The sequence below is a fragment of the Ammonicoccus luteus genome (genome assembly GCF_050880385.1).
Lineage (GTDB): Bacteria > Actinomycetota > Actinomycetes > Propionibacteriales > Propionibacteriaceae > Enemella.
Genome location: NZ_JBNZCI010000008.1, coordinates 18,301 through 40,291, shown reverse-complemented (window position 1 = coordinate 40,291; position 21,991 = coordinate 18,301). Strand labels below are relative to the sequence as shown.

The window sequence follows — 21,991 nt, the reverse complement described above, 5'->3', positions numbered from 1 at the left end:
GACTCACCGGCCGTTCGCGGGGCCTCACACCCCCCGGTCACGAGCGAGCGCAACGAGTGCGGCCCGGACCCGCACACCGAGCTTTGCGAGGATGGCTGCCACGTTGTTGCGCACGGTCTTCTCGGCGAGGAAGAGTGTCCGGGCGATCTCCTGGTTGGACCGACCGGTCGCGACCTGCCGGACGATGTCCCGCTCACGGTCGGTCAGTTCCGGGAAGGGGCTGTCCGCTCGGGCCGGCTCGGCGGTGACATGTTCGACGAGGCGGCGCCCGATCGCGCCGGCATAGACCGTCCCGCCCGCTGCGACCGTGAGCACGGCGCGAGCGATCTCGTCCCGGTCGGCATCCTTGAGCAGATAGCCACGGGCACCCGCTCGCAGCGCACCCAGGAGCTGCTCGTCCGAGGCGTTCATCGTCAGCACCAGCGTCGGCACCGCCGGGAACCGGCTGGTGAGTTCACCGATCGCGGTAATGCCGTCCACCCCGGGCATCGCCAGATCGCTGAGAACGACGTCCGGTGCCAGCTCGGCCACCAGCGCCAGCAACCCTGCACCATCAGCGGCCTCGCCGACGACCTCAAGCTGGGGGTACCCGGCCAAGGCGGCGCGCAGGCCGAACCGGAACATCGGGTGATCGTCGACAATGACGACGCGCGCCCGGTTCACGACCGCACCCCGGCTCGCAAGGGCACGGTGAGGGTGACCCGGGTGCCGGCGGGTGACCTGTCCAGGTCGAGTCGTCCACCCAACTCAGCAGCCCTCGCCCGCATCGAGGCCAGCCCGATCCCGGGTTGCGCCGTCGCGGCGAGACCGGTCCCGTCGTCGACGATCCGGACGAGGAGTTGACCTTCCGGTGCCGAGACCGCGACCGCGATGTCACCGGCCGAAGCATGCTGGTGGGCATTGTGGACGGCCTCGGTGACGACCCGGAACACGCCATCCTCCACGAGGGCCGGCAGGCTGGGGATGTCCTCGAGCGCGATCCGCACCGGAGTCGACCCAGCCGGGCCGGCTACGCGCCGGCGCAGGGCGGTCGCAAGGTCGACCCCGACGAGATCGGCGGGCCGCAGACCGTCGAGACGCGGCGTACCTCGACGACCGATCGATTGGCCTCCTCGGTGAGGGCGGCCGTGATCGTCGTCGCCGTCGCGGTATCCCCGGCTGCCAAAGCGTCGGACAGCGCGTTGAGCCCCAGTCGCATCCCGGTCAGCGATGGCCCCAGCCCGTCATGGAGCTCACGCTGGAGTTGCGCCCGCACTTCCTGGCGGCCATAGAGGAAGCGGTCCACTCCGGCGCGCAGGCGGTCCCGCAGTGGCCCGAGCACGATCGCGACGACGAGCGAGGCCAACAACGCCGAACCGACCCGGCCCACGCCCGCAAGCTCACCGATCCCGGTGGAAATGAGATACACCACGGTGATCGCCAGCGCCAGCACCCCGGCCGTGACCGTGCGTGGGACAGCGGTGTCAATGCCGAGCAGGCCATAGCGGACGACGCCGACGGCAATGGCCACCGGCAACAGCCACAGGGTCACTGCTTGCAGGGCGCTGGCCAGCGGCGAGGATCCGAGCGACTGGGTCACGATGACGGCCACGACGCTCACCAGGAGCCAGGCCCGCTGCAGCCGTTCCGGATGGCCGGCCCGCACCAACCGGACCACACTCAGCGCCCAGCCACCGGCCACCCCGGTCCCGGCGAGCAGCAGCGGAATCCAGGCCACCCACGTCCGGGCAGGTTGATCTCCCAGCGGCCAGGCGTACGCCGGATCGAGCTGGGCCCGCAACCACTGGACCTGGAGCAGAATCGCGCCGATTCCGGTCAACGCCGCGACCGCCCGTTCGGGCCACTGACCGAGCCGACCCGTCGGGTAGAGGACGGGCAGCAGCCCGATCAGGAGATAGAGCCCGAGCCCGCCGAGAAGATCCACGCCGAGGCCCACCGCAGTCCCCTCCCACACCAGCCAGCCGACTCGGCCGGCGTTCTCACCGGCGACACCGGCCTGGGCGAGAGAGCCCGCCGCCAGGAAGAGCCAGCCCACACCGAGGCGAGGACGGGCACGCACCAACCACGCTCCGACGAGCGCGAAGCCGAGCGCGACCACCGAGAGCGCGACCGGCCCGAGCGCAGCGCCGAGCAGCAGACCGGTGCGGCGCTGCACGGTGATCTCCGCTGCCGCCGCGATGCAGCCGAGAGCGACCGCCACGACGACGATGGCGACAACCACCACCCCGAACCTCGGCACCGGCCGGGGCCGCTGAGGGTCTTGTACGGACCACATACCAGACATCATCGGCCCGCTCACCCGGTTCGAACAGGGGCGACGGTCCCGAATCCGCGGGGCGGAACGCCCGAAAATCAGGGCTACTCGACCCTGGTGGCCCATCCGGCGAGCAGGCGATGGTGAGGATCACCACCACCGAAGGAACCGACATGACCACCGTCCGCACCACCACCCCGAAGGCCGGCACCCGCAGGGCCGCCGGCTCATGGCCGATTGCCGTCAGAACCATCGCGTTCCGGATCCTTGCCGGGCTGTTCGCACTCCTGCTCGTCGTCGGGTTCGGCGCCTGGCGCCAGATCCTGTCGCCGTGGTTCGTCGCCACCGACAGCACCGACCATGGCTGGCCGCGTACGCCCGAACTGCATCTGATCGCCGACGCCTCGGCGGCGCTGCTGTTCTCGATGATCGGGACGGCGCTCGTTGTCTGCGTCCTCCGGCCCGCGGACAGTCCGGTCTGGCCGCCTGGGCCGCCGGCATGCTCGCGCTGACCGGCGGGTTGGCCTGGGTCTCCGCTGCCATCCAGGGCCATGATGCCCAGCCGGCCCTGGTGACCTCGCTGGTCTGGCTCGCCCTCGTCGCCGTCCTGTTCCTGGTGCTGCACCCGGAGCGCGATCGCGTGCGCCGACTCGGCAGCCCCGACACCAATCCGCCCGGACCACGGACCCGTCCGGGCCTCCTTCTCGCCGGGGCCGCCGGACTCGTTCTGGCAGCAGGCGCGGTCGCGTGGCGGCTCCGCGGCGGGATCTTCGAGAGTCCGCTCGAGGACGACGTGCTCTCACTCAGCTATCTCGGCCTCGGTTGGGCCCTGGCCGGATGGATCGCCCGGTCCGGCCGGGCGGGCTGGCGCACCTTGGCCGCGATCGTCGCGATCTCCATGGTGTACGCGGCGCTGGCCGTGGTCTCGCTCGCTGCCTGAGCCATCGACACGACCGAACCCAGAAATCGCAGGCACCCACGAGGCCTGGACGGTGAGGCAAGGCAACGTTGTGCGTTGGCAACTGGCCGGGATGGTCACAAACCGCATTCTCAGCGGGGTCCATGACAACTATTGCGATGAACCCCCCTGAGGACGCGGAAATTTGCACGCTGCGCGACAGCCAGACTGTCGAATGCTTCAGCCGCGGCTCCCGTCCGGTGCAGGGATAGGACTCCGCCCGGTGCAGGAGTGGCTCGCCACGGCTTGGCCCCCCGGCTCCGCCTCACGGTGCCCGCGCTGGCCAGGAGGGATGACGCCCAAGGGCTGAAACGCCGGCACCGGGCCGGCGGTGGCGCTTCAGCCGACGCTGCCCCGCTTGGGTTTCGGCTTCACGACCGGCTTGCCCTCGAACTTGATCGGAATGGGCCCGCCGATCTCAATGGACCGTGGCAGCGTCCTTCCCTCAGCCAGGGCGGCGAACATCGAGGGCATCCAGCGTTCGGGGGTTTCCACGGTGTGCCACACATTGGGCAGATCGTTCTCGGGCATCTCGCCGAGGCTGAAGACGATCACCATGCAGCCCGGCGGCACCTGAGTCGGCACCCCGTCTCCGTCGACAACCCAAACAACCGAGTCGTCGGGACCGGACAGATGGTCCCGGACGCGTTCGGGCAATGCGCCCCGCCAGGCCTCGGCTGCCGGTCCGAAAAGGGCAACCCGCACGTCAGCAGTCATCGGAACTCCTTGGGACGCAATTAATCACGATCCGCCGTGATAAAGATAGGATCCCGAACGCGACGGCCTTTTGGCAAGAGGCACAGAGAACCGTGCCATGACGCGGACACGTCGCCGATCACCCCCGGGGCGCGACAAACCCGCATTCGCACGCGAGCACAACCACCTGCACCCGATCCCGCAGCCCGAGCTTGGTGAGGATGCGACTCACATGGCTTTGATGGCTGCCTCGCCCAGGATCAATTCGGCGTTCGACGCCTGGGCGTTCCACACGATCATCTTCGCGCCGTTCCTGCTCGGTCTCCTGCTCGCGCCGGTGCTGGCCGCGATCGCCCTGTGGCGGGCCAAGGCCGTGCCGGTGTGGGCGATCCCAGTCGCCGCAGTCTCCTCGATCGTTGCGGGCCTGGGCAGCGACCAGCCGCCGATCGCCTTCGCCCCCGCGCTGCGGCACGTGTCGAGACGTCGCTGAACGGTCAGCGACGCCGCAGTTGGGGCAGCACCAGCAGGGCGACGCCGAAGTGCACGGCTGTTTCGGGGTACGCCGGGTGCACCCAGCTCGGTGCGGTGAGGCCGAGCACCACCATCAGGGCGATGCCGGCCAGGATGCCGGTCAGCGCCCAAGCGGCCGGGGTGCGCCGGCGGGTCGCGAGCAGGGCGATGCCAAGGGCGGTGCCGAAGAGGAACATGCCCACGAATGCGGCGCTGCCCACCATCCCGCCGATCTCGCCCATCATCAGGGCACGGACAACGGTGCCCATCAGGAACACCGCGGCGAGCAGCCCCATGCTGACGGCCGTGAGACGGCGGAACCACCGCACCGCACCCCTGCCACCGTCCACGGTGCTCGCGCGGTTGGTGGAATCGTTCGTCGAACGGTCCAACCACCGCGCGGCGCCGGAACCGAGCGCACTGGCCCGCCTCACCGGACGGGAACTCGACGTCCTGCGCGCCATGGCCGACGGGCTGTCGAACGCCGAGATCGGTGGTCAGCTGTATCTCGCCGAGACCACGGTCAAGACCCACGTCAGCCGGATCCTCGACAAGCTCGGTGCCCGCGATCGCGTCCAGGCCATCGTCATCGCCCACCGGGTCGGGCTGGAGCCGGAATAGCCGATCACGGCGGACGAATCCGGGAGCCGGTCGCGAACGGCGCTCGGGGCCGAACAGGGCTAGCCGGCCACCGGGTCGGCGGCGACCGCTGCTCGCGGCCGGACCCGAGCCCGGCGCACGAGCAGGATCCCGACCCAGACCACCCACAGCCACCACATCACCACCCCGAGCGAGAGCACGCCGGCGATCGGATAGGTGGCGGGTGCACCGGCGAGCAAACCGTTGGCGATCAGCACCAGCCCCAGGACGAGACCCACCACCGGGATGGCCGGCGGAAAGCCGCCGTCGCGCCACAGCCCCACCCCTGACAGCGCGACCGCCAACCCTGCGGGCGCAGCGATGCTCGCACCGAGGTGCCAGGCGATTCGGTCTGCGGCAATGACCGCGTCCAAGCCGGCTCCATCCGCCACGAGCCCCGCGGCGGCCGCGATCCCGGCGATCGAGGCAACCTCGAGAACGACGGACACGACCATCGCCGCAACGGCCCAGTCCAGCAGTCCGGACCGGCCGACCGCCTCCCGGATCCCGATGATGATGAGGATCCGCCCGGTGAGCACCAGCGCCATCCACCCGGCCAGGAAACCGGCTCCGTCGGCGATGCCGACATAGACGTCGGGAACCTGCGCGATCGGCGTACCCGGCTCGTTCGACGGGAACCCGCCGGCGATCGCCATGCCGACGAACTCGGTGAGATAGGTGACCAGACCGATGAGAATGAGGCAGCCACCCTTGGTGGCGCGCCGGGCGGAAGTTTTCGTATTCATGTCCATGCCTCTACGGTCGGCCTCCGCTGGGCATCACGACATCCGCCAATCACGGTCGACCGATCATCCCCGAGGACGATTCGGTGTGTCCGCCGGACGACGGCGTGCGGCGCGGGCAGCCAATACAGTCTGGGCATGCGACACAGCGTGCGGACCCGGGTCGTCGACGGGGCCATCGCGGCGCTGCTCCTCTGCCTCGCGCTCGTCGAGGTGCTGTCCGCGCACGGGATCATCGACGGGCTGGTCGCGGATCCGGCCGCGACCCGCGGCGCGCTCAGCCTCGACCTCGCTCTGGCCGCCCTCACCATCCTCCCGGTCGCGGCCCGCCGCGCCCAGCCGGCAGCCGTTCCCGTCGCGGTCTTCGGCTTGCAGATCATCGTCAACCTTGCCGTCGCCCATCACTTCCCGTTCTTCGGCGGGATGATCTCCTTGGGGCTGCTGACGTACACCCTGGGACGGCACGCCCCAGCACGCGCGGCCCGCTGGGGGTGGGTGGGTCCGGTTGGCTGGGCCGCCACATTCCCGGTGCACACGGTGTCGGCCCGGGAGCCGGCCAGCTTGGTGTACGCGGGGATCCTGCTCAGCCTGCCCTGGGTGGTCGGGCTGGTGATTCGGCGTCTTGCCGCGCAGCGCGACGCATTGGACAACGCGCTGTCGCAGTTGACCCAACTGGAGGCGGCGCGGCAGGAAGCAGCCCTGCTGAGTCAGCGGGCACAGATCGCGCGCGAGATGCATGACGTGCTCGCGCACGGAGTGAGCGTGATGGTCGTGCAGGCCGGCGCGGCCCGGCTGGGCGTACCCAAGGATTCACCGGCGCACGAGCAACTCCTCGCCGTCGAGCAAACCGGCCGACGGGTTCTCGGCGAGTTGCGCCGCACGGTCGGGCTGCTTCGCTCCGGGGGCGCGGACGAGGGGATTCAGCCCGCTCCTGGCCTGCGGGATCTGCCGGATCTCGTCGACTCCATGCGCGCTGCCGGTCTGACGGCGGCCTTCACGCCCAGCCCGATCGGACGGGTGGATGCGCCGCGGGAGCTGGTGGCCTATCGGGTGGTGCAGGAGGCGTTGACCAACTGCGTGCGCCATGCCGGCCCAACAACCGTGACCGTTGACGTCACCGACGAGGGTGATTCACTCTGGGTGCGCATCGCGGACGAGGGCGGTCGGCCGTCGGCACCGGCCGAGGGTGGCGGGTTCGGGCTGGCCGGGCTCCGCGAACGAGTTGAGCTCTATGGCGGCACGCTGCGCGCCGGACCGCACGGTCGGGGCTTCGAGGTCAAGGCTGTGATCCCCTGGGAGGCTCCGCGGTGACGAAGGTGTTGCTGGCCGACGATCAACAGCTGGTGCGGGCCGGGTTCCGCTCGATCCTCGAGCACCAGCCCGATCTGAGGATCGTGGGTGAAGCCGGTGATGGGGCCGCGGCCGTGCGGCTGGCGGCCGAGTTGCGGCCGGATCTGATCCTGATGGACATTCGCATGCCGGTCATGGACGGGCTGACGGCCACCCGGGAGGTGCTGGCGCTGCCCGATCCACCCCTGGTGGTGGTCCTCACCACGTTCGATGCCGATGAGTATGTGTACCGGGCCCTCCGCGACGGGGCGGTCGGGTTTCTGCTGAAGGACACCTCGCCGGAGGAACTCGTCGCTGCGGTCCGCAGTGCCATGGCCGGCGACCGGATCCTGTCACCGCAGATCACCCAGCGGCTCATTGCGGCATACACCTCGACCCCCGATCCGGTTGCAGCCCACCGGGCGACCGAACGGCTGAGCGAACGCGAGATCGAGGTGCTGCGGCTGGTCGGCAGGGGTTTGTCCAACTCCGAGATCGCCGGCGCTCTGTTCATCGCCGAGGCAACGGTGAAGACCCACATCGCCCGACTGCTGCAGAAGCTCGGGTTGCGCGATCGCGTGCAGGCCGTGGTCTTCGCCCATGAGCACGGCCTGGTGCGGGTCGCGGAATGAGGCCGCCGGTTCTCCCGGGACCGACGTGATCGCTGCCGAATGGAACTTCCCGGGCGACTTGATCTGCGTCAAGGAACAGAACGCCGGATCTTCGTAATTTTGAATCAACGAAGAACACGTCGCACAAGAGAAGGAAGCGCCAAATGAGCACCGCAACCACCAAGAAGACCGTCCTCCGCGCCGAGGGCTTCTCCTGCCCGTCATGCGTGAGCAAGATCGAGAAGCAGGTCGGCCGCATGAAGGGCGTCGAGTCGGTGAAGGTCCATTTCGCCTCGGCACGCATTGAGGTCATGCACGACCCCGCCACAGCCAAGGTCGATGACCTGGTCGCCACGGTCAAGAAGGCCGGTTACACGGCCACCCCGTCCGCGTTCTGACCCGGCGCGCGGACGCCATAACGCAAACCCACCCCCAGCTATCCCCTTCAGCAGCCGGGCCCGGACACCCCCGCCGGGCCCGGCGCAATGTCGGGGCCCTCGGGCACCAACCCACCCCCATCACCCGAAAGGAAAGTCATGAACAAGGTCCACGCGTGGCTTCGCAGCCACTGGGCCGTGCCCACGGTCTCGGGGCTGCTGATCCTGGCCTCGCTGACCGCGAGCCGGGGTTTCGGCTCCGAGCTGTGGGGCGACATCCTCATGGTCGCCGCCGCCGTCGTCGCCGGCACCCCTGTCGTGCTCAAGGCCGTGCGCGCTCTCACCGCCAAGGTGATCGGCATCGACCTGCTGGTCTCGGTCGCAGCTATCGGCGCGATCCTGGTCCGCAACTATTGGGAGGCCGCCGCGGTGACCTTCCTGTTCGCGATCGGCCACGCGCTGGAGGCGGCGACGCTCAACAAGACGCGCTCCGCGCTGGCCGAGCTCATCGCCGTCGCCCCCGACACCGCGATCGTTCTCCGTGACGGCGAGCAGGTCGAAGTCGGTGCGGCCGACGTGATCCCCGGCGAAACCGTCCTGGTCAAGAACGGCACCAAGGTGCCCGTCGACGGCGTGGTGTCCGGCGGCACCGGAGCACTCGACGAGGCCTCGATCACCGGTGAGTCCATCCCGGTCGAGAAGGTCGCGGGCGACAAGGTCTTCGCCGGCACCATCGCGACCGGCGGTTTCCTGCAGGTCACCGCGACCGGCGTCGGCGCCGACACGACGCTGGCGCGGATCATCCACCGGGTCGAGGAGGCCCAGGACGCCAAGGCCAAGACCCAGGCGTTCATGGACCGGTTCTCGAAGTGGTACACCCCCGGCATCATCCTCCTCGCCCTCGTCGTCGGCCTGCTCACCCGCGATGTCGTGCTCGCCCTGACGCTGCTGGTCATCGGCTGCCCCGGAGCGCTCGTCATCTCCATCCCCGTCTCGATCGTCGCCGGCATCGGCCGCGGTGCCCGCGACGGCATCCTGATCAAGGGCGGCGAGTTCCTCGAGACCTCCGCGAAGATCAACGCGGTCGCGTTGGACAAGACCGGCACGCTCACCGAGGGCCGTCCCCAGTTGACCGACGTGATCGCCCTGGACCCGGACTTCTCAGAGGACGACGTCCTGCGCCTGGCCGCCCGCGCCGAGGCCGGATCCGAGCACCCGCTCGCCCGCCCGATCGTGACCGCGGCCACCGACCGGGGCCTGCCGGTCCTGGGCCTGCCCGAACACACCGAGCCCGTCCCGGGCAAGGGCATCGTGGCGCTCGTCGACGACCAGCGGATCGCCGTGGGCAACATGGCCCTGATCCGTGTCGAGCAGGCCGACACCCGGGAGACGACCGACGCCGGCGCCACCGCGGTGGTCGAGGAACTGGCGGCGGCGGGGCGCACCCCCATGGTCGTCGCCCGCAACGGCCACGTCATCGGAGTCGTCGCGGTAGCCGATCAGATCCGCCACGATGCGGCCGAGATGGTCCGGCGCCTCCACGGCGCGGGCGTCAAGAAGGTCGTCATGTTGACCGGCGACATCGAGCCGGTCGCCCGGGCGGTGGCCGCGCAGGTCGGCGTCGATGAGGTACGCGCGGGTCTGCTGCCCGAGGACAAGCTCGAGGCGGTTGCGGAACTGCGGCGCCAGGGGTACACGGTCGCGATGGTCGGCGACGGCGTCAACGACGCACCGGCCCTGGCGACGGCGGACATCGGCGTCGCGATGGGTGCCGCCGGCACCGGCGTGGCGATCGAAACCGCGGACATCGCGCTCATGAAGGACAACCTGCTCAAGCTGCCCGAGGCGGTGTCGCTGGCCCGGCGCACGGTCAACAACATGCGCCAGAACATCACGATCGCGCTGCTGACCGTTGCGGCCCTGCTCGCCGGCGTGCTGTTCGGCGGCGTGACGATGGCGATCGGCATGCTCGTCCACGAGGCATCCGTGCTGGTCGTGATCGTGAACGCGATGCGGCTGCTGCGCAAACGCGCCGACAAGGCGGACGCACGATTCGCCGAGGCCGGCGTACCGTCCCCGGACCGCGCTGCCGCACAGCGCGCCTGAGCCACCCACCCGACACGCACGCAGCTGACCCCCGCACTATGAAGCGGGGGTCAGGCTGCGTGCGGGCCCATGCGCTCAAATCACCTATAGAAGAGGAAATGACATGTCCCGTGTATATGTGTTCGGGGAGTACGGCGGCCCGGAGACCGAGGCGCTGATCGAGCGCCCGGTCCCGACGCCGGGGCCCGGCGAGATCCTGGTCGAGGTCCGGGCCGCCGGGGTGAACCCGGTCGACTGGAAGATCCGGGCGGGCCTCCTCGGGCAGTCACCCAGCCGCAAACTGCCGGCGCCGATGGGCCGGGAGGTCGCGGGAGTCGTCGCGGCGACCGGGGCCGGGGTCGAGGCCTTCGCCCTCGGGGACGAGGTGCTCGGCCCGGTCGCCCCCGGCCAGGGCGGGTTCGCGGACCACGCGCTGCTGCGGGCTGACGAGGCCGTCGCGAAGCCGGCGGAGCTGTCGTTCGAAGCGGCGGCGACGATTGCGGTGGCGGGGACGACTGCGTACGACCTCACCCACGCCATCGAACTCGACGCCGGCGCCACCGTCGTCGTGCTCGGCGCGGGTGGCGGGGTCGGTTCGCTCGCCGTGGAGATCGGGCGGGTGCACCGGTTCCGGGTGATCGGCATCGCGTCCGAAGGAAAACGGGAGCTCGTCGAGGGTCTGGGCGCGGAGTTCGTGCCCTCGGGCGACGGCGCCGCGGCAGCAGTGCGGGAACTCGCGCCCGACGGTGTGGATCTCATCGTCGATCTCGTCGGCGGGGAGGCGTTGCGGGCGCTGGCGCCGCTCGCGAAATCGGGCGACCACATCCTGTCCGCGCCGGATCCCCGGACCGCCGAAGAGTTCGGCGGCGGCGGGCGACCGAACGACCCGGACGCGTTGCGGAAGATCACCGAGGTCATCGGCTTCGGCGTCATCACGCCGCGGGTGTCGGCGACCTATCCCTTGGACCGGGCGCGCGAAGCGCTTGCTGCGGTCGAGGCCGGACATGCCCTGGGCAAGACAGTGATCGTTCCGCAGGAGCGGTGAAAGGCGATCGACGCGGCCTATCACTGCGATCGGTTCAATCTGGCCGGGGGGTCATTGTGCGCCGTCAAAGGAGCCTCATAAGCTCAGGATTGCCAACGATGTCAAGAATCGAGCGATGCGGAGTCACAATGACCCAGCCAGAGGACTATCAGCAGGCCCCGACGCGTCAGGAAGCCGCCGAGTTGCAGCGCAAGCTGACCACGACGCCGGAAGAAAACCACGGGACCTGCCCCGTCACCCACCTGACCACGAATGCGGGCGCGCCGGTTCCGGAGAACCAGAACAGCCTCACCGCCGGTCCGCGGGGGCCGCTGCTCGCGCAGGACGTCTGGCTGCACGAGAAGCTGGGCAACTTCGTTCGCGAGGTAATCCCCGAGCGTCGCATGCACGCGAAGGGCTGGGGTGCGTACGGCACGTTCACCGTGACCCACGACATCACGAGGTACACGCGGGCCAAGATCTTCAGCGAGGTCGGCAAGCAGACCGAGATGTTCGCCCGGTTCACCACGGTGGCCGGCGAACGCGGCGCGGCCGACGCCGAGCGTGACATTCGCGGCTTCGCGCTGAAGTTCTATACCGAAGAAGGCAACTGGGACATGGTCGGCAACAACACGCCGGTCTTCTTCATCCGTGACCCCAGGAAGTTCCCCGACCTCAACAAGGCCGTCAAGCGGGAGCCGCGCACGAACCTGCGCAGCCCAACGTACAACTTCGACTGGTGGTCGCTGCTCCCCGAGTCGCTGCTCCAGGTCTCGATCATCATGAGTGACCGTGGCATCCCGCGCACGTTCCGCCACATGAACGGGTTCAGCTCCCACACCTACAGCTTCTGGAACGAGGCCGGCGAACGCTTCTGGATCAAGCTCCACTTCATCACCCAGCAGGGCATCGAGGGCCTCACCGATGCGCAGGCCGAGGTGCTGGTGGGCAAGGACCGCGAGAGCCACGGCCGGGATCTGTCGGACGCCATCGAGCGCGGCGAGTTCCCGAAGTGGACGATGTATGCGCAGATCATGCCCGAGGCGGAGGCGGAGACCTATCGCATCCACCCCTTCGACCTGACCAAGGTCTGGCCGAAGAGCGACTATCCGCTGCACCAGATCGGCGAGTTCGAGCTCAACAAGAACCCGGACAACTTCTTCTCCGACGTCGAGCAGGTCGCCTTCGCGCCCAGCAACCTGGTGCCGGGCATCGGCGCATCGCCCGACCGGATGCTGCAGTCGCGCCTGTTCAACTATGCCGATGCGCAGCGCTATCGGCTGGGCACGAACTTCCACCAGATCCCCGTGAACGCTGCGCGCTGCCCGGTCAACAGCAACCACCGCGACGGCATCGGCCGGGTGGATGGCAACTACGGCAGCCTGCCCCACTACGAGCCCAACAGCTACGGCCAGTGGCAGGAGCAGCCGGAGTTCCGCGAGCCGCCGCTGCGGATTCGTGGCGACGCGGACTTCTGGAACTTCCGGGAGGACGACGACGACTACTTCAGCCAGCCCGGTGCGTTCTTCCGGTCGATGGACGACGCCCAGAAGCAGCGTCTGTTCGACAACACCGCCGCCGCCATGGACGACGCCCCGGACTTCATCAAGGAGCGTCACGTCGCCAACTGCACCAAGGCCGATCCGGCATATGGTGCCGGGGTCAAGGCCGCGCTGGAGGCGTATGCGGCGGCCGACCACGACATGTTCACCCCGCCCGAGGTCGAGAAGGAGTTCCCCAAGGCGTCCCCGGGCGCTGAGGACATCGAGCTCTGAGTTCCTGACATTCGCATAACAGCGGGCGGCTCCTTCGCGGGAGCCGCCCGTTTGCGTGTCCGACAGACCGAACGGGTCTGCGGGCACCTGCATCCTGCGCGTTGAGCCGTTCGACTTCGAACCCGGCCGCAGGGGTGATCGAATGGACCATGCGGCTTCTGTTCTTGCACGGCGCGGGCGGGTTCATCGACGACGGTCCCCTGGCTGCGGCTCTCGGCGACGCCGTCGGGCTGACCCCGGACATGCCTCGCCTGCCGGATGACGACATGTCTTTCGAGGCTTGGGCCACACCCATTCGGGAACACTTGAGTCATCTGGATGCGGACGATCTCGTGATCGCGCATTCGTTCGGGGCGTCGATCCTTTTGCGCGTCCTCGCCGAAGGGTCCGCACAGTTTCCGCGCGCCCACCAGCGGGCTCGTGTCGCCCTGCTCGCGATGCCGGATTGGAGCGACGCCGGCTGGGACGTCTCGGACTATGCGTTCCACGGGCCTGAACCAGAGATGATTCTGTCACTCCATCATTGCCGCGACGACGAGGTCGTGCCCTTCGCGCATCTGTGGCTCCATGCCTCCCGGTTGCCTGCGGCGCGGGTGTGGGAGTACAGATCGGGCGGACACCAGTTCACCGGGCTGGCGAACCGAATCGCCGCAGACGCAGGATCAAGAAGCGGGGTGGCGCGGGCTCGGGTGTTTGACGGCCCGCCAGCGTTTGTGGGCGGGCAGGCCATCCGCGGCCCGAGCCGTCGAACTATCCGGCCAACGTCAGCCCGCACGCGTTGCGTTACGCCTTGTCAGGATTTGTCCCCAGGTCCGACCTTGGCCGGATAGTTCTACACAGGTGAGGTATCCGCTCCGGTCCGGACGCGGGCCGGCCACCCATGGTCCGGACATGACTCACCGCATGCAGGAGATCGACGCCCATTTCAACCACCACGGCCTGCTTAAGATCCAGCAGGTGCCGCATCTGCGACCGGCAGTGTTTCGCCTCGCCCGGCTGGGCCGCATCGTTCGTGTGCTTCCCGGGATCTATGCCACTGCCGACACAGCCGGCCAGCCGCGGACCCGGATGGCGGCACTGGTCCTGAAGGACCCCGATGTCGTCTTCACCGGGATGTCCGCCGCAGGCCTGCTCTGGGATGCCGCCCTGCTGCCGGACACGGTGGAGGCCGCCGGCCGACTCCGCTGCTCTGCCCCCGGATTCACGGTCCGACCCCGGAGAATCAAGGACGACTGGATCGCGGAGGTCGACGGTGGAGTGCGTGTCACGAACCCTGCGCTGACCGCGATCGACCTGATTCCAACCGAGGGCGGCCGATTCATCGACCACCTGTTCCGCGAGGCACCCAGGCGCGGCGCCGACGTGCTCGACCTGCTGTGGGCGGCACTCCACGCCCACCCTCGGCGTTCGGGCAACCAAGCCCGCATCGAACTCCTCCGACAATCGCGAGCGCTCCCATGGTCCGAGGCCGAGCGACTCGCGCATGAGCAGCTGCGCACGGCGGGCATCACGGGATGGCTGACCAATCACCCGATCTCGATGACTGGCGCGACCCATCGTGGAGACCTGGTCTTTCCCGCCCTCCGACTGGTGGTCGAGTTGGATGGCTTCGAGTTTCACAGCAGCCGAGCGGCATTCGAGAAAGACCGGGCCATCCAGAACGCGCTCGTGTTGGCCGGGTGGCACGTGCTCCGATTCACTTGGCCCGTCATCGAGAACGGTTCCTGGCTCGCTGACCTGAGAAGCTTTATCGATCACCACCCCAATCGTGAGGCCGTCCTGCGTGATGCCCCATGACCTGCCCGGCCCAGCCCAGACCAGACCCGCCCCAAAAGAGCACTATCGCTTGCAGCGCGCAGCGTCATGACACACTCGCGATCATGACGCTGCGATCCATCATCCTTTTCGTCCTGGCCGCTCTCACCGAGATCGGCGGCGCATGGCTGATCTGGCAGGGCGTGCGGGAGCACCGCGGCTGGATATGGATGGGCGCCGGCGTCGTGTCGCTGGGCATTTACGGCTTCCTGGCCACGCTGCAACCGGACGCCAACTTCGGGCGGATTCTCGCCGCCTACGGCGGTGTCTTCGTCGCCGGCTCGCTCCTCTGGGGCATGGCCGTCGACGGGTTCCGTCCGGACCGCTGGGACGTGGCCGGCGCGCTGGTCTGCTTGGTGGGCGTCGCGATGATCATGTATGCCCCACGTGCAGCCGCCTGATGCCCCTATCGATCCTCCGAACAGGACACGGAAAAGGGAAACGCCGCCCACCGGCGGGGTGGGCGGCGTTGATTGACGAACAGATGGTCCGGATGGGGCCTCAGGCGTGGCCATCCGCCTTGCCGGTGCCCGGCTGAACGGTCCAGCTCGGCGGCTCGTCCTTGCCGGACTCCTCGTCGGCTTCGGCATCCTCCGCCGTGGCCTGGACGATGCCCTGGGCGTGGTGCACCGGCGCATAGACCGCATACAGCCGCATCGGCTCGTCGCCCGTATTGATCACGTCATGCCAATATCCGGCCGGGACCTGGATCGACCAGTCGTCCTCGACGTCCTGCTGGAAGTCGAGATCGTCCTCCGCCGGGCCCATCACGCAGCGGCCCTTGCCGGACTCGAGCCGCAGGAACTGATCGGTCTCGGGGTGAACCTCCAGACCGATCGATGCCCCGACAGGGATCGACATGAGCGTGACCTGCAGATATTTCCCAGTCCACGCCGTCGTCCGATAGTTCTCGTTCTCGACCGTGGCCTTCTCGATGTCGAAGGCATTGGGCTTGGGGCCGGGATCGTTGATGTCCATGATCGCTTCGAAATCCTCTCTCAAGCTTTGGCCAACCACTCGAACCTCTCACACGGCGTGGCCGCGGCAGCAGGCGGGTGACAGCCAAGGGAATGAACTGAGCTCAGTGGTCGCGAAGCGATGGCGGGACATAGCCCGGAATGTCTTTCCGGCTCCGCTCGAAGGCCTCAGCGAATCGTCGCTTGAGCCTTGCCATCTCGTCGCTGGTCACCTTGCGCATGAGTGCTTCCCTTCTGCAATCGGGGCCTCAGGGGCCGCATCGATCGCCACCGGCCGAATGGACATCGCCGGTCGGGTGAAAGGAGCCGTACAGGGTGAACGGCATACCCCATGGGGCATCGTTGCGCCAAAAATACTACCAGGTAACTTCGTGGATCAATGTCTCGATCTGGCCACGATTTCGACCCGACGCCGCGCATCCACGGGTGCGCCGGCACGGCGCGCTGACGGAGGGGCGCGCCGGGGGCGGACCCCCGGCGCCCCGGCCTCACTTCTTCTTGGCGCCCTTCTTGACGGCCTTGGCCTGCTTCTTGGCCGCCTTCTCGACATCCTTCGCAGCCTTCTTGGAGTCGCGCTTCGCGGACTTGCGGGCCTTGGCGTCAGCCTTGGCGGACTTCGAGTCGAGCTTGGCGAGCTTGGACTGCTTCTTGGCCAACTTGGCGTCCTTGTCGGCGTTCTTCTTCAGCTTCTTGGCAGCCTCCTTGCCGTCCTTCTTCAGCGCCTTGGCGTCCTTCTTGGCGAGCTTCTTGGCGTCTTTCGCCATCGGATACTCCTTCGTATCGACAAGTGAATAATGTCCCGAGTCAACCAGTGGGTCGGCGAACCGTCAATAACCAGTTGCCGATTGCCCGGACAATACCCGTCTCCGCCGATCATTCGAAGGGCGCCTCCGCACGGGCTAACGTGGAGGTCATGGCGCGGATATTCATCACAGGATCTGCCGACGGGCTGGGCCGCAACGCGGCGGAGGCGCTGCTCGCTGACGGTCACGACGTGGTGGTGCACGCCCGCTCCCACGAACGGCTCAATGCGGTGGCGGACCTGCGGGAACGGGGGGCGTACGCGGTCGTCGGCGACCTGTCCGATCTCTCGGCCACGCGCGAGTTGACCGAACAGGTGGACTCCCTCGGGCAGATCGACGCGGTCATCCACAACGCCGGGGCCGGCATCGGGTCGGGCAAGATCCTGCTCCCGGTGAACGTCGTGGCCCCCTATGTCCTGACCGCCTCCATGCAGCGTCCAGGCCGGCTCATCTATCTCAGCAGCGGAATGCACCGCGGTGGCTCCGCCGCCTTGGACGGCCTGGATTGGTCAGGTGCCACCGAGACCGCGGACTATTCCGACAGCAAGCTTCTGGTCACGGCGCTCACGATGGCAGTCGCCCACCGGTGGCCGGACGTGCTCAGCAACGCCGTGGACCCCGGTTGGGTGCCCACGCGGATGGGTGGCCCGAATGCGCCTGACGACCTCGATCAGGGCCATGTGACGCAGGCGTGGCTCGCGGTGAGCGGCGATGAAGAGGCGATGACCTCGGGTGGCTATTGGCACCACCAGCGGCGGGAGGACCCGCACCCGGCCACGCTGGACCCGGCGTTTCAGGGCGCGCTGATCGAGGCGCTGACCCGACACACAGGCATCCCCCTGCGCTGACGCCACCGACACAAGAGGACCCGCCATGATCCCGACCGACGCCGCCGAGCTGGCCAATCGCATCCGTGCCGCTCTGTCCACCCGGGACGGGGTGCGGGAGGTCCGGATGTTCGGTGCCCTGTGTTTCATGCTCGACGGCAAGATCCTGGTCGGCACCATGTCCGACGGCAGCCTCCTGGTCCGCATCGACCCCGAACGGAACGCCACGCTCCAAGAGCGACCCGGCACCTCCACCCCGGAAATGGGCAGGGGAAGGTCGATGGGGCCGGGCTGGCTCCGCGTGGAGCCCGCGTTGGTGGACGACGACCTCGACTTCTGGATCGACGAAGCGATCGCCTTCAACCCGCGGGCGAAGTCGTCGCGCTGAGTTCTAGTCGGCCTGCCAGGCGTACGCAGGCGCCCCGTTGACCAGGACCTCCGCGCGGGGGCGCGAGCCGAGGTCGAGGCGCACCGACATCCGGCCGCCGTCGCCCATCACGTCATAGGTGATCCATTCGTCCTGCTTGCCGGTCACCTCGAGGCGGCCGCGGGTGACCCAGGCGTTCCGCCGACGCAGACCGATGAGGTCCTGATAGATCCGGAACAGCCACGCCCCGTTGGGAGCGAGGTCGGCCGGTGCGGGTGGCAGCGGCGGCCGGACCGGCGCGTCGGCCCATTGGCCGTCCACCTTTTCGCCGCGGAATCCCTGCTCGTCCCCGTAGTACACACTCGGCATCCCCGGCACCGTCATCAGCACCACTGCCGCCAGAGCGGCGCCGACGTCACCGACCTTGCTCGCAATCCGATCGACGTCGTGGTTGCCGACGAACGTCTGGGTGACGAGCTCGCGGGAGAACTCGTCATGGCGCTGCAGGGCCCAGGCGAGTTCCCACATGTTCTGGTCGACGAGTGAACTCCAGATCGCCTTCCACAGCTCGTATTGAGTCACGGAGTCGAGCGACGCAGCGCGGGCGATCTCGGCATAGTCCCCGTGAATGACCTCCCCGATGAAGATCGCGTCGGGATGATGTTCGCGGACGCGTCGGATCACCGCGGTCCAGAACTCGGCGGGGACGGCGTACGCCACATCGAGCCGCCAGCCCGCCGCTCCGCGACCGAGCCAATGCACCATTACGTCGACGACAAAATCCGCCACCCGGGGGTCGGAGTGGTCCAGCAGCGCGAGGTCACCGTGGCCCTCCCATGGTTCGGGCACGCCGTCGCGCACCCGGACCATGCCGCCGCCGGCAGCCACGCATTCCTCGACCAGGGGGTGCAGCACTCCAACGTGGTTGAACACCCCGTCCAGGACGATCGCGAGCCCGCGTCGATGACATTCCGCGACGAAATGGTCCCAGTCCGCGTCGTCCCCCAGGCGGCCGTCGAGCCGCAGGTGGTCGACGGTGTCGTAACCATGCGCCGTCGACTCGAAGATCGGCCCGAGCAGCAGCCCGGAGCACCCCAGCTCGATCGCATAGTCCAGCCAGGCGTCGAGCTGCCGCAGCCGGTGGCCGGCGTCCTCGCCCGGGAAGTGCAGGACACGGCGTCCGTGGATCGGTGCGCCGACGGCGCCGAGCGGATAGATCTGCCACCAGATGGCGTGATCGAGCAGGGACACGGGACCTCCTGACCAACGTAACCGACAACGTTAGCCCTCACCGCTCGCACCACCCACCCGGCCCCGGGAGTGCATCCGGCGGCGTTGGGGACCGTGCAAGCGCATGTCCAGACACCAAGGCGCATTCAGGAGATCCGAGGACGAGAACGGATCGAACGACCTTGCGAGAAGCAATCTTCGAAAGTTAGCAGGATCGCCCCCCTCTCAGCTAACCCGCCATTCTCTGGACGAGAGGGGGTCCAGATCTGAGCAGAGCATGAGATCCGTTGAGTTCTGGCTAGGTTCAGCAGCGTTCAACCGAACGTTAGGAGCTCTCGATATGTTCGATCTTTCCGGCCAAGTCGCGGTCGTCACCGGTGCCTCGAGTGGGCTTGGACTCCAGATGTCCCACGGGTTGGCCGAGCACGGTGCCGAGTTGGTCATGCTGGCGCGTCGCATGGACAGGCTGGAGGCTGCCGCCGCGGAGGTCGCCGAGCAGTGGGGAGTGCGCACCCATGCAGTGACCTGCGACGTCACTGACCTCGCGCAGATTCAGGATGCGGTGAAGAAGGCCAAGGAGTTGTGTGGGCGGATCGACATTCTCGTCAACAATGCGGGCGCGGGCGCGGTTACGCCCGCCCTCGACATGACCGATGAGCAGTGGAACTGGGACCTCGCGGTCGACCTCTCCGGCGTCTTCCGGATGTCCCGCGAGTTCGGGCGGGAGATGGTCGCAGGCAACTACGGCCGGATCATCAACATCGCGTCCATGTACGGCATGGTCGGCAACACCACCGCGCCGGCACCTGCCTATCACGCCGCGAAGGGTGGCGTGATCAACCTCACTCGCGCTCTGGCGGCCGAGTGGGCACCCAACGGCGTGACCGTGAACTGCCTCTGCCCGGGCTATTTCGAGACCGAACTCACCGCGCCCATCCTCGAGAGCGACTCGTTCCAGGAGCACATGGGGCGCACGGTGCCGCTGCAGCGCCACGGACAGTCGGGCGAACTCAACAGCGCGTGCGTGTTCCTCGCGGCCAAGGAGTCGACCTATATCACCGGACAGGTGGTGACGGTCGACGGCGGCTATACCGCCGTGTAGCCCTTGGAGCCGGATCCGCGCGAACGACCGGAATGCAGCCGTTCGCGCGGACCGGCTCACCTGTCTGCGAACCCGACCTTCTCGTGGGTGCCGTCACAGAGCGGCTTGATATCGGAGTGCCCGCAGCGGCACAACGTCCGGCGGGCTCGCGTCTCCACCGTCTCCCCGTTCACGACCACCGGCACCGATCCGGTCACCCAATAGGACGAATCGTTGACGACGGCGATGCGGACCGGATAGTCCGGTTCGTCGGCCTCGGCGTCCTCACTCGGTCGATAGGACAGCGCGCCCGACGGGCAGCGGTGGATCATCGACTGCATCTCCGCACGCACCGCCTCGTCCTCGGTGCGGCCAACCATCTTCCAGACGTTGTCGCGGTGCTTGGCGCAGAACCCGGCGTGCTCGCAGATCGAACGGTCGTCATGCACGACGACCCCCGTGCCCGGATAGGCCTTGGCCCGCTCGGCATAGGTGCCTTCCGGAGGGTTCGGCGTGCCGTCGAACCCGATCTCCCGGTGCGTGAGATCGCAGAACGGCTTGGTCTTCGATTCCCCGCAACGACACAGCCAATAGTCGCCGTTCGGCTTGCGGTGCTCCTCGGTGTCGATCTCGGCCCCGATCTCCCAGTCGGCGGAGTGCTTGTCCTCCACTTTGATCGAAGCACGAACGAGCGGAATGCCGCCGCTCACGATCAGCGGCCCGCCGGAGACAGTGATCTGGGGATTGATGTCGTTGTCGCTCATGGGCGTCCTCTCTCGGGCGTCCGGGGCCACGCCGCCCCTCACGCGGTCAGCCTAACCACCCGCTCCGACACCGGCAGCAGGCGGCCCAGTCAGGTCGGGCTCGGCCCCTCGGTGTTGATGAGGACCACGACGGCGTCGCCGGCAAGGTGGGCGGCGACCCTCCGTTCGGGGTCGGCGAGGAACGCACGCACACCGGCCAGTGTTGCCGCGCCGCAGGGCCCGGCCGCTATTCCCTCGGCGGCGAGTTCGTCGACGGCGTCGAGGACCTGGGCGTCCGCCACCGCGACAGCCGCGTCGCAGCCGTCCCGCAGCACCGGCCACGCCGTCGCGGACACCGTTGCACAGTTCAGTCCGGCCATCACCGTGCTCGCCGTTGTCACGGAAGTCGGCGATCCGGCGACAAGACTGGTCAGGACGCAGGCCGCGGTGTCGGGTTCGACCAACAGGACGGTCGGGTGCTCGGTCGCCGGCTGGCGATAGTGCCGGACCACCGCCTCCGCCAATGACCCGACCCCCACCGGCACCACGACCAGATCCGGCGCGCGCCCCAACTCCTCGTCGATCTCCAGCAGCAAGGTGCGATAGCCGGCAACGATCCGGGCGGGGACCTCCGCGTACCCCTCCCACGCCGTATCCTGCACCAACTCCCGGCTCCCGTCCGCCGCCGCGAATCCGGCCGCGGCGGCCACCGCGGCGTCATAGTCCCCGTCCACCCGGACGATCTCGGCGCCCTCCGCCGCAATCAGCGCTGCGGTGTCGGCGCGCATCGTGCGGGGGACGAAGATCCTGGCGGGCACGCCGAAGTGGCCGGCCATGCGCGCGATCGCACGCCCGTGGTTGCCCTCTGTGGCGGTGACCAGCGTGGCGCCCGGGTTCCGCTGGAGAACGTGATGGCACGCCCAGGAGGCGCCCAGAATCTTGAACGCCGGCAGACCCAGCCGCTCGGACTCGTCCTTGACGAGGACCCGCCCGACGCCCAGCTCCGCCGCCAGCCCCGGCGCCGGGCGCAGCGGTGTGGGCCGATAGCCGGGCAGCGCCCGATGAAAGCCGCGGGCCCCCTCGCTGGGTGGCTCGGCGAGCCAGCGACGGGCTTTCGGAGCGGCATAGCAGGAAGTCATCCCCTCAT

General features: G+C 68.4%; 27 protein-coding genes. 16 read left to right on the top strand and 11 right to left on the bottom strand.

What is annotated here, in order from left to right; all coding sequences use genetic code 11:
- Positions 1-24 precede the first annotated feature (24 nt).
- From ACQ260_RS15350 to ACQ260_RS15340, 3 genes are read right to left on the bottom strand one after another with little or no spacing between them, the layout of a single operon-like run.
- Complete coding sequence (locus ACQ260_RS15350) at positions 25-663, bottom strand: response regulator (protein WP_432560342.1); 639 nt, start codon at positions 661-663, stop codon at positions 25-27.
- Entirely contained in the window at positions 660-986 is a 327-nt protein-coding gene (locus ACQ260_RS15345; protein ID WP_432560341.1) for a sensor histidine kinase, read from the bottom strand. Before ACQ260_RS15345 ends, ACQ260_RS15350 begins: the two co-directional genes overlap by 4 nt.
- 23 nt (positions 987-1,009) lie before the next feature.
- On the bottom strand, positions 1,010-2,221 hold the full coding sequence (locus tag ACQ260_RS15340) for a histidine kinase (RefSeq protein ID WP_432560340.1): 1,212 nt from the start codon (positions 2,219-2,221) through the stop codon (positions 1,010-1,012).
- A 206-nt stretch (positions 2,222-2,427) separates the two neighbouring features.
- Between ACQ260_RS15340 and ACQ260_RS15335 the strand changes: the two genes are divergently transcribed.
- Positions 2,428-2,766 carry a hypothetical protein gene (locus tag ACQ260_RS15335; RefSeq protein WP_432560339.1) on the top strand — a complete coding sequence of 113 codons (339 nt, stop codon included), beginning with the start codon at positions 2,428-2,430 and terminating at the stop codon, positions 2,764-2,766.
- On the top strand, positions 2,754-3,194 hold the full coding sequence (locus tag ACQ260_RS15330) for a hypothetical protein (RefSeq protein WP_432560338.1): 441 nt from the start codon (positions 2,754-2,756) through the stop codon (positions 3,192-3,194). Before ACQ260_RS15335 ends, ACQ260_RS15330 begins: the two co-directional genes overlap by 13 nt.
- Positions 3,195-3,551: 357 nt before the next feature.
- On the opposite strand, the gene ACQ260_RS15325 is transcribed toward ACQ260_RS15330, so the two are convergent.
- Complete coding sequence (locus tag ACQ260_RS15325) at positions 3,552-3,929, bottom strand: hypothetical protein (protein WP_432560337.1); 378 nt, start codon at positions 3,927-3,929, stop codon at positions 3,552-3,554.
- 211 nt (positions 3,930-4,140) lie between these two features.
- Between ACQ260_RS15325 and ACQ260_RS15320 the strand changes: the two genes are divergently transcribed.
- Positions 4,141-4,398: a hypothetical protein gene (locus ACQ260_RS15320; protein ID WP_432560336.1), complete on the top strand. Its 258-nt coding sequence runs from the start codon at positions 4,141-4,143 to the stop codon at positions 4,396-4,398.
- Positions 4,399-4,402: 4 nt separating this feature from the next.
- Here ACQ260_RS15320 and ACQ260_RS15315 read toward each other — a convergent pair whose 3' ends face one another.
- Positions 4,403-4,714, bottom strand: a complete 312-nt coding sequence (locus ACQ260_RS15315; RefSeq protein WP_432560335.1) for a hypothetical protein — start codon at positions 4,712-4,714, stop codon at positions 4,403-4,405.
- Positions 4,715-4,724: 10 nt separating this feature from the next.
- Here ACQ260_RS15315 and ACQ260_RS15310 point away from each other — a divergent pair, with 10 nt between their 5' ends.
- A complete protein-coding gene (locus ACQ260_RS15310; protein ID WP_432560334.1) occupies positions 4,725-5,039 on the top strand; it encodes a response regulator transcription factor in 315 nt (104 codons plus the stop codon).
- 59 nt (positions 5,040-5,098) lie between these two features.
- Here the strand turns inward: ACQ260_RS15310 and ACQ260_RS15305 are convergent, their stop codons facing one another.
- Complete coding sequence (locus tag ACQ260_RS15305; RefSeq protein ID WP_432560333.1) at positions 5,099-5,803, bottom strand: hypothetical protein; 705 nt, start codon at positions 5,801-5,803, stop codon at positions 5,099-5,101.
- Positions 5,804-5,938: 135 nt separating this feature from the next.
- Here ACQ260_RS15305 and ACQ260_RS15300 point away from each other — a divergent pair, with 135 nt between their 5' ends.
- From ACQ260_RS15300 to ACQ260_RS15260, 9 genes are all read left to right on the top strand, one after another.
- On the top strand, positions 5,939-7,111 hold the full coding sequence (locus ACQ260_RS15300; RefSeq protein WP_432560332.1) for a sensor histidine kinase: 1,173 nt from the start codon (positions 5,939-5,941) through the stop codon (positions 7,109-7,111).
- A complete protein-coding gene (locus ACQ260_RS15295) occupies positions 7,108-7,761 on the top strand; it encodes a response regulator (RefSeq protein WP_432560331.1) in 654 nt (217 codons plus the stop codon). Before ACQ260_RS15300 ends, ACQ260_RS15295 begins: the two co-directional genes overlap by 4 nt.
- A 143-nt stretch (positions 7,762-7,904) precedes the next feature.
- Entirely contained in the window at positions 7,905-8,138 is a 234-nt protein-coding gene (locus ACQ260_RS15290) for a cation transporter (protein ID WP_432560330.1), read from the top strand.
- A gap of 138 nt (positions 8,139-8,276) precedes the next feature.
- Entirely contained in the window at positions 8,277-10,223 is a 1,947-nt protein-coding gene (locus ACQ260_RS15285) for a heavy metal translocating P-type ATPase (RefSeq protein WP_432560329.1), read from the top strand.
- 103 nt (positions 10,224-10,326) lie between these two features.
- Complete coding sequence (locus ACQ260_RS15280; protein ID WP_432560328.1) at positions 10,327-11,247, top strand: NADP-dependent oxidoreductase; 921 nt, start codon at positions 10,327-10,329, stop codon at positions 11,245-11,247.
- Between the two features lie 128 nt (positions 11,248-11,375).
- Complete coding sequence (locus ACQ260_RS15275; RefSeq protein WP_432560327.1) at positions 11,376-13,001, top strand: catalase; 1,626 nt, start codon at positions 11,376-11,378, stop codon at positions 12,999-13,001.
- 149 nt (positions 13,002-13,150) lie between these two features.
- Positions 13,151-13,831 (top strand): alpha/beta fold hydrolase, encoded by a 681-nt coding sequence (locus ACQ260_RS15270; RefSeq protein WP_432560326.1) that lies wholly within the window; start codon positions 13,151-13,153, stop codon positions 13,829-13,831.
- 61 nt (positions 13,832-13,892) lie between these two features.
- A complete protein-coding gene (locus ACQ260_RS15265; RefSeq protein ID WP_432560325.1) occupies positions 13,893-14,798 on the top strand; it encodes a hypothetical protein in 906 nt (301 codons plus the stop codon).
- Positions 14,799-14,881: 83 nt separating this feature from the next.
- Complete coding sequence (locus tag ACQ260_RS15260) at positions 14,882-15,217, top strand: YnfA family protein (protein ID WP_432560324.1); 336 nt, start codon at positions 14,882-14,884, stop codon at positions 15,215-15,217.
- Positions 15,218-15,317: 100 nt separating this feature from the next.
- Here ACQ260_RS15260 and ACQ260_RS15255 read toward each other — a convergent pair whose 3' ends face one another.
- Entirely contained in the window at positions 15,318-15,794 is a 477-nt protein-coding gene (locus tag ACQ260_RS15255) for a cupin domain-containing protein (RefSeq protein WP_432560323.1), read from the bottom strand.
- Positions 15,795-16,281: 487 nt separating this feature from the next.
- The gene (locus ACQ260_RS15250; protein WP_432560322.1) at positions 16,282-16,557 is read right to left on the bottom strand and encodes a hypothetical protein; all 276 of its coding nucleotides are present in this window, start codon (positions 16,555-16,557) and stop codon (positions 16,282-16,284) included.
- Positions 16,558-16,706: 149 nt separating this feature from the next.
- Here ACQ260_RS15250 and ACQ260_RS15245 point away from each other — a divergent pair, with 149 nt between their 5' ends.
- Positions 16,707-17,444, top strand: coding sequence for an SDR family NAD(P)-dependent oxidoreductase (locus tag ACQ260_RS15245; RefSeq protein ID WP_432560321.1), 738 nt, complete (start codon positions 16,707-16,709; stop codon positions 17,442-17,444).
- Positions 17,445-17,469: 25 nt separating this feature from the next.
- Positions 17,470-17,811, top strand: coding sequence for a TfoX/Sxy family protein (locus tag ACQ260_RS15240; protein WP_432560320.1), 342 nt, complete (start codon positions 17,470-17,472; stop codon positions 17,809-17,811).
- 3 nt (positions 17,812-17,814) lie between these two features.
- Here the strand turns inward: ACQ260_RS15240 and ACQ260_RS15235 are convergent, their stop codons facing one another.
- A complete protein-coding gene (locus tag ACQ260_RS15235) occupies positions 17,815-19,041 on the bottom strand; it encodes an alpha-amylase family glycosyl hydrolase (RefSeq protein ID WP_432560319.1) in 1,227 nt (408 codons plus the stop codon).
- A 319-nt stretch (positions 19,042-19,360) separates the two neighbouring features.
- Here ACQ260_RS15235 and ACQ260_RS15230 point away from each other — a divergent pair, with 319 nt between their 5' ends.
- Positions 19,361-20,122: an SDR family NAD(P)-dependent oxidoreductase gene (locus ACQ260_RS15230; RefSeq protein ID WP_432560318.1), complete on the top strand. Its 762-nt coding sequence runs from the start codon at positions 19,361-19,363 to the stop codon at positions 20,120-20,122.
- A 56-nt stretch (positions 20,123-20,178) separates the two neighbouring features.
- Here ACQ260_RS15230 and ACQ260_RS15225 read toward each other — a convergent pair whose 3' ends face one another.
- Together ACQ260_RS15225 and ACQ260_RS15220 are read right to left on the bottom strand one after the other, a co-directional pair.
- Positions 20,179-20,865 (bottom strand): CDGSH iron-sulfur domain-containing protein, encoded by a 687-nt coding sequence (locus tag ACQ260_RS15225; protein ID WP_432560317.1) that lies wholly within the window; start codon positions 20,863-20,865, stop codon positions 20,179-20,181.
- An 89-nt stretch (positions 20,866-20,954) separates the two neighbouring features.
- Positions 20,955-21,983: a pyridoxal-phosphate dependent enzyme gene (locus ACQ260_RS15220; RefSeq protein ID WP_432560316.1), complete on the bottom strand. Its 1,029-nt coding sequence runs from the start codon at positions 21,981-21,983 to the stop codon at positions 20,955-20,957.
- Between the last annotated feature and the right edge of the window lie 8 nt (positions 21,984-21,991).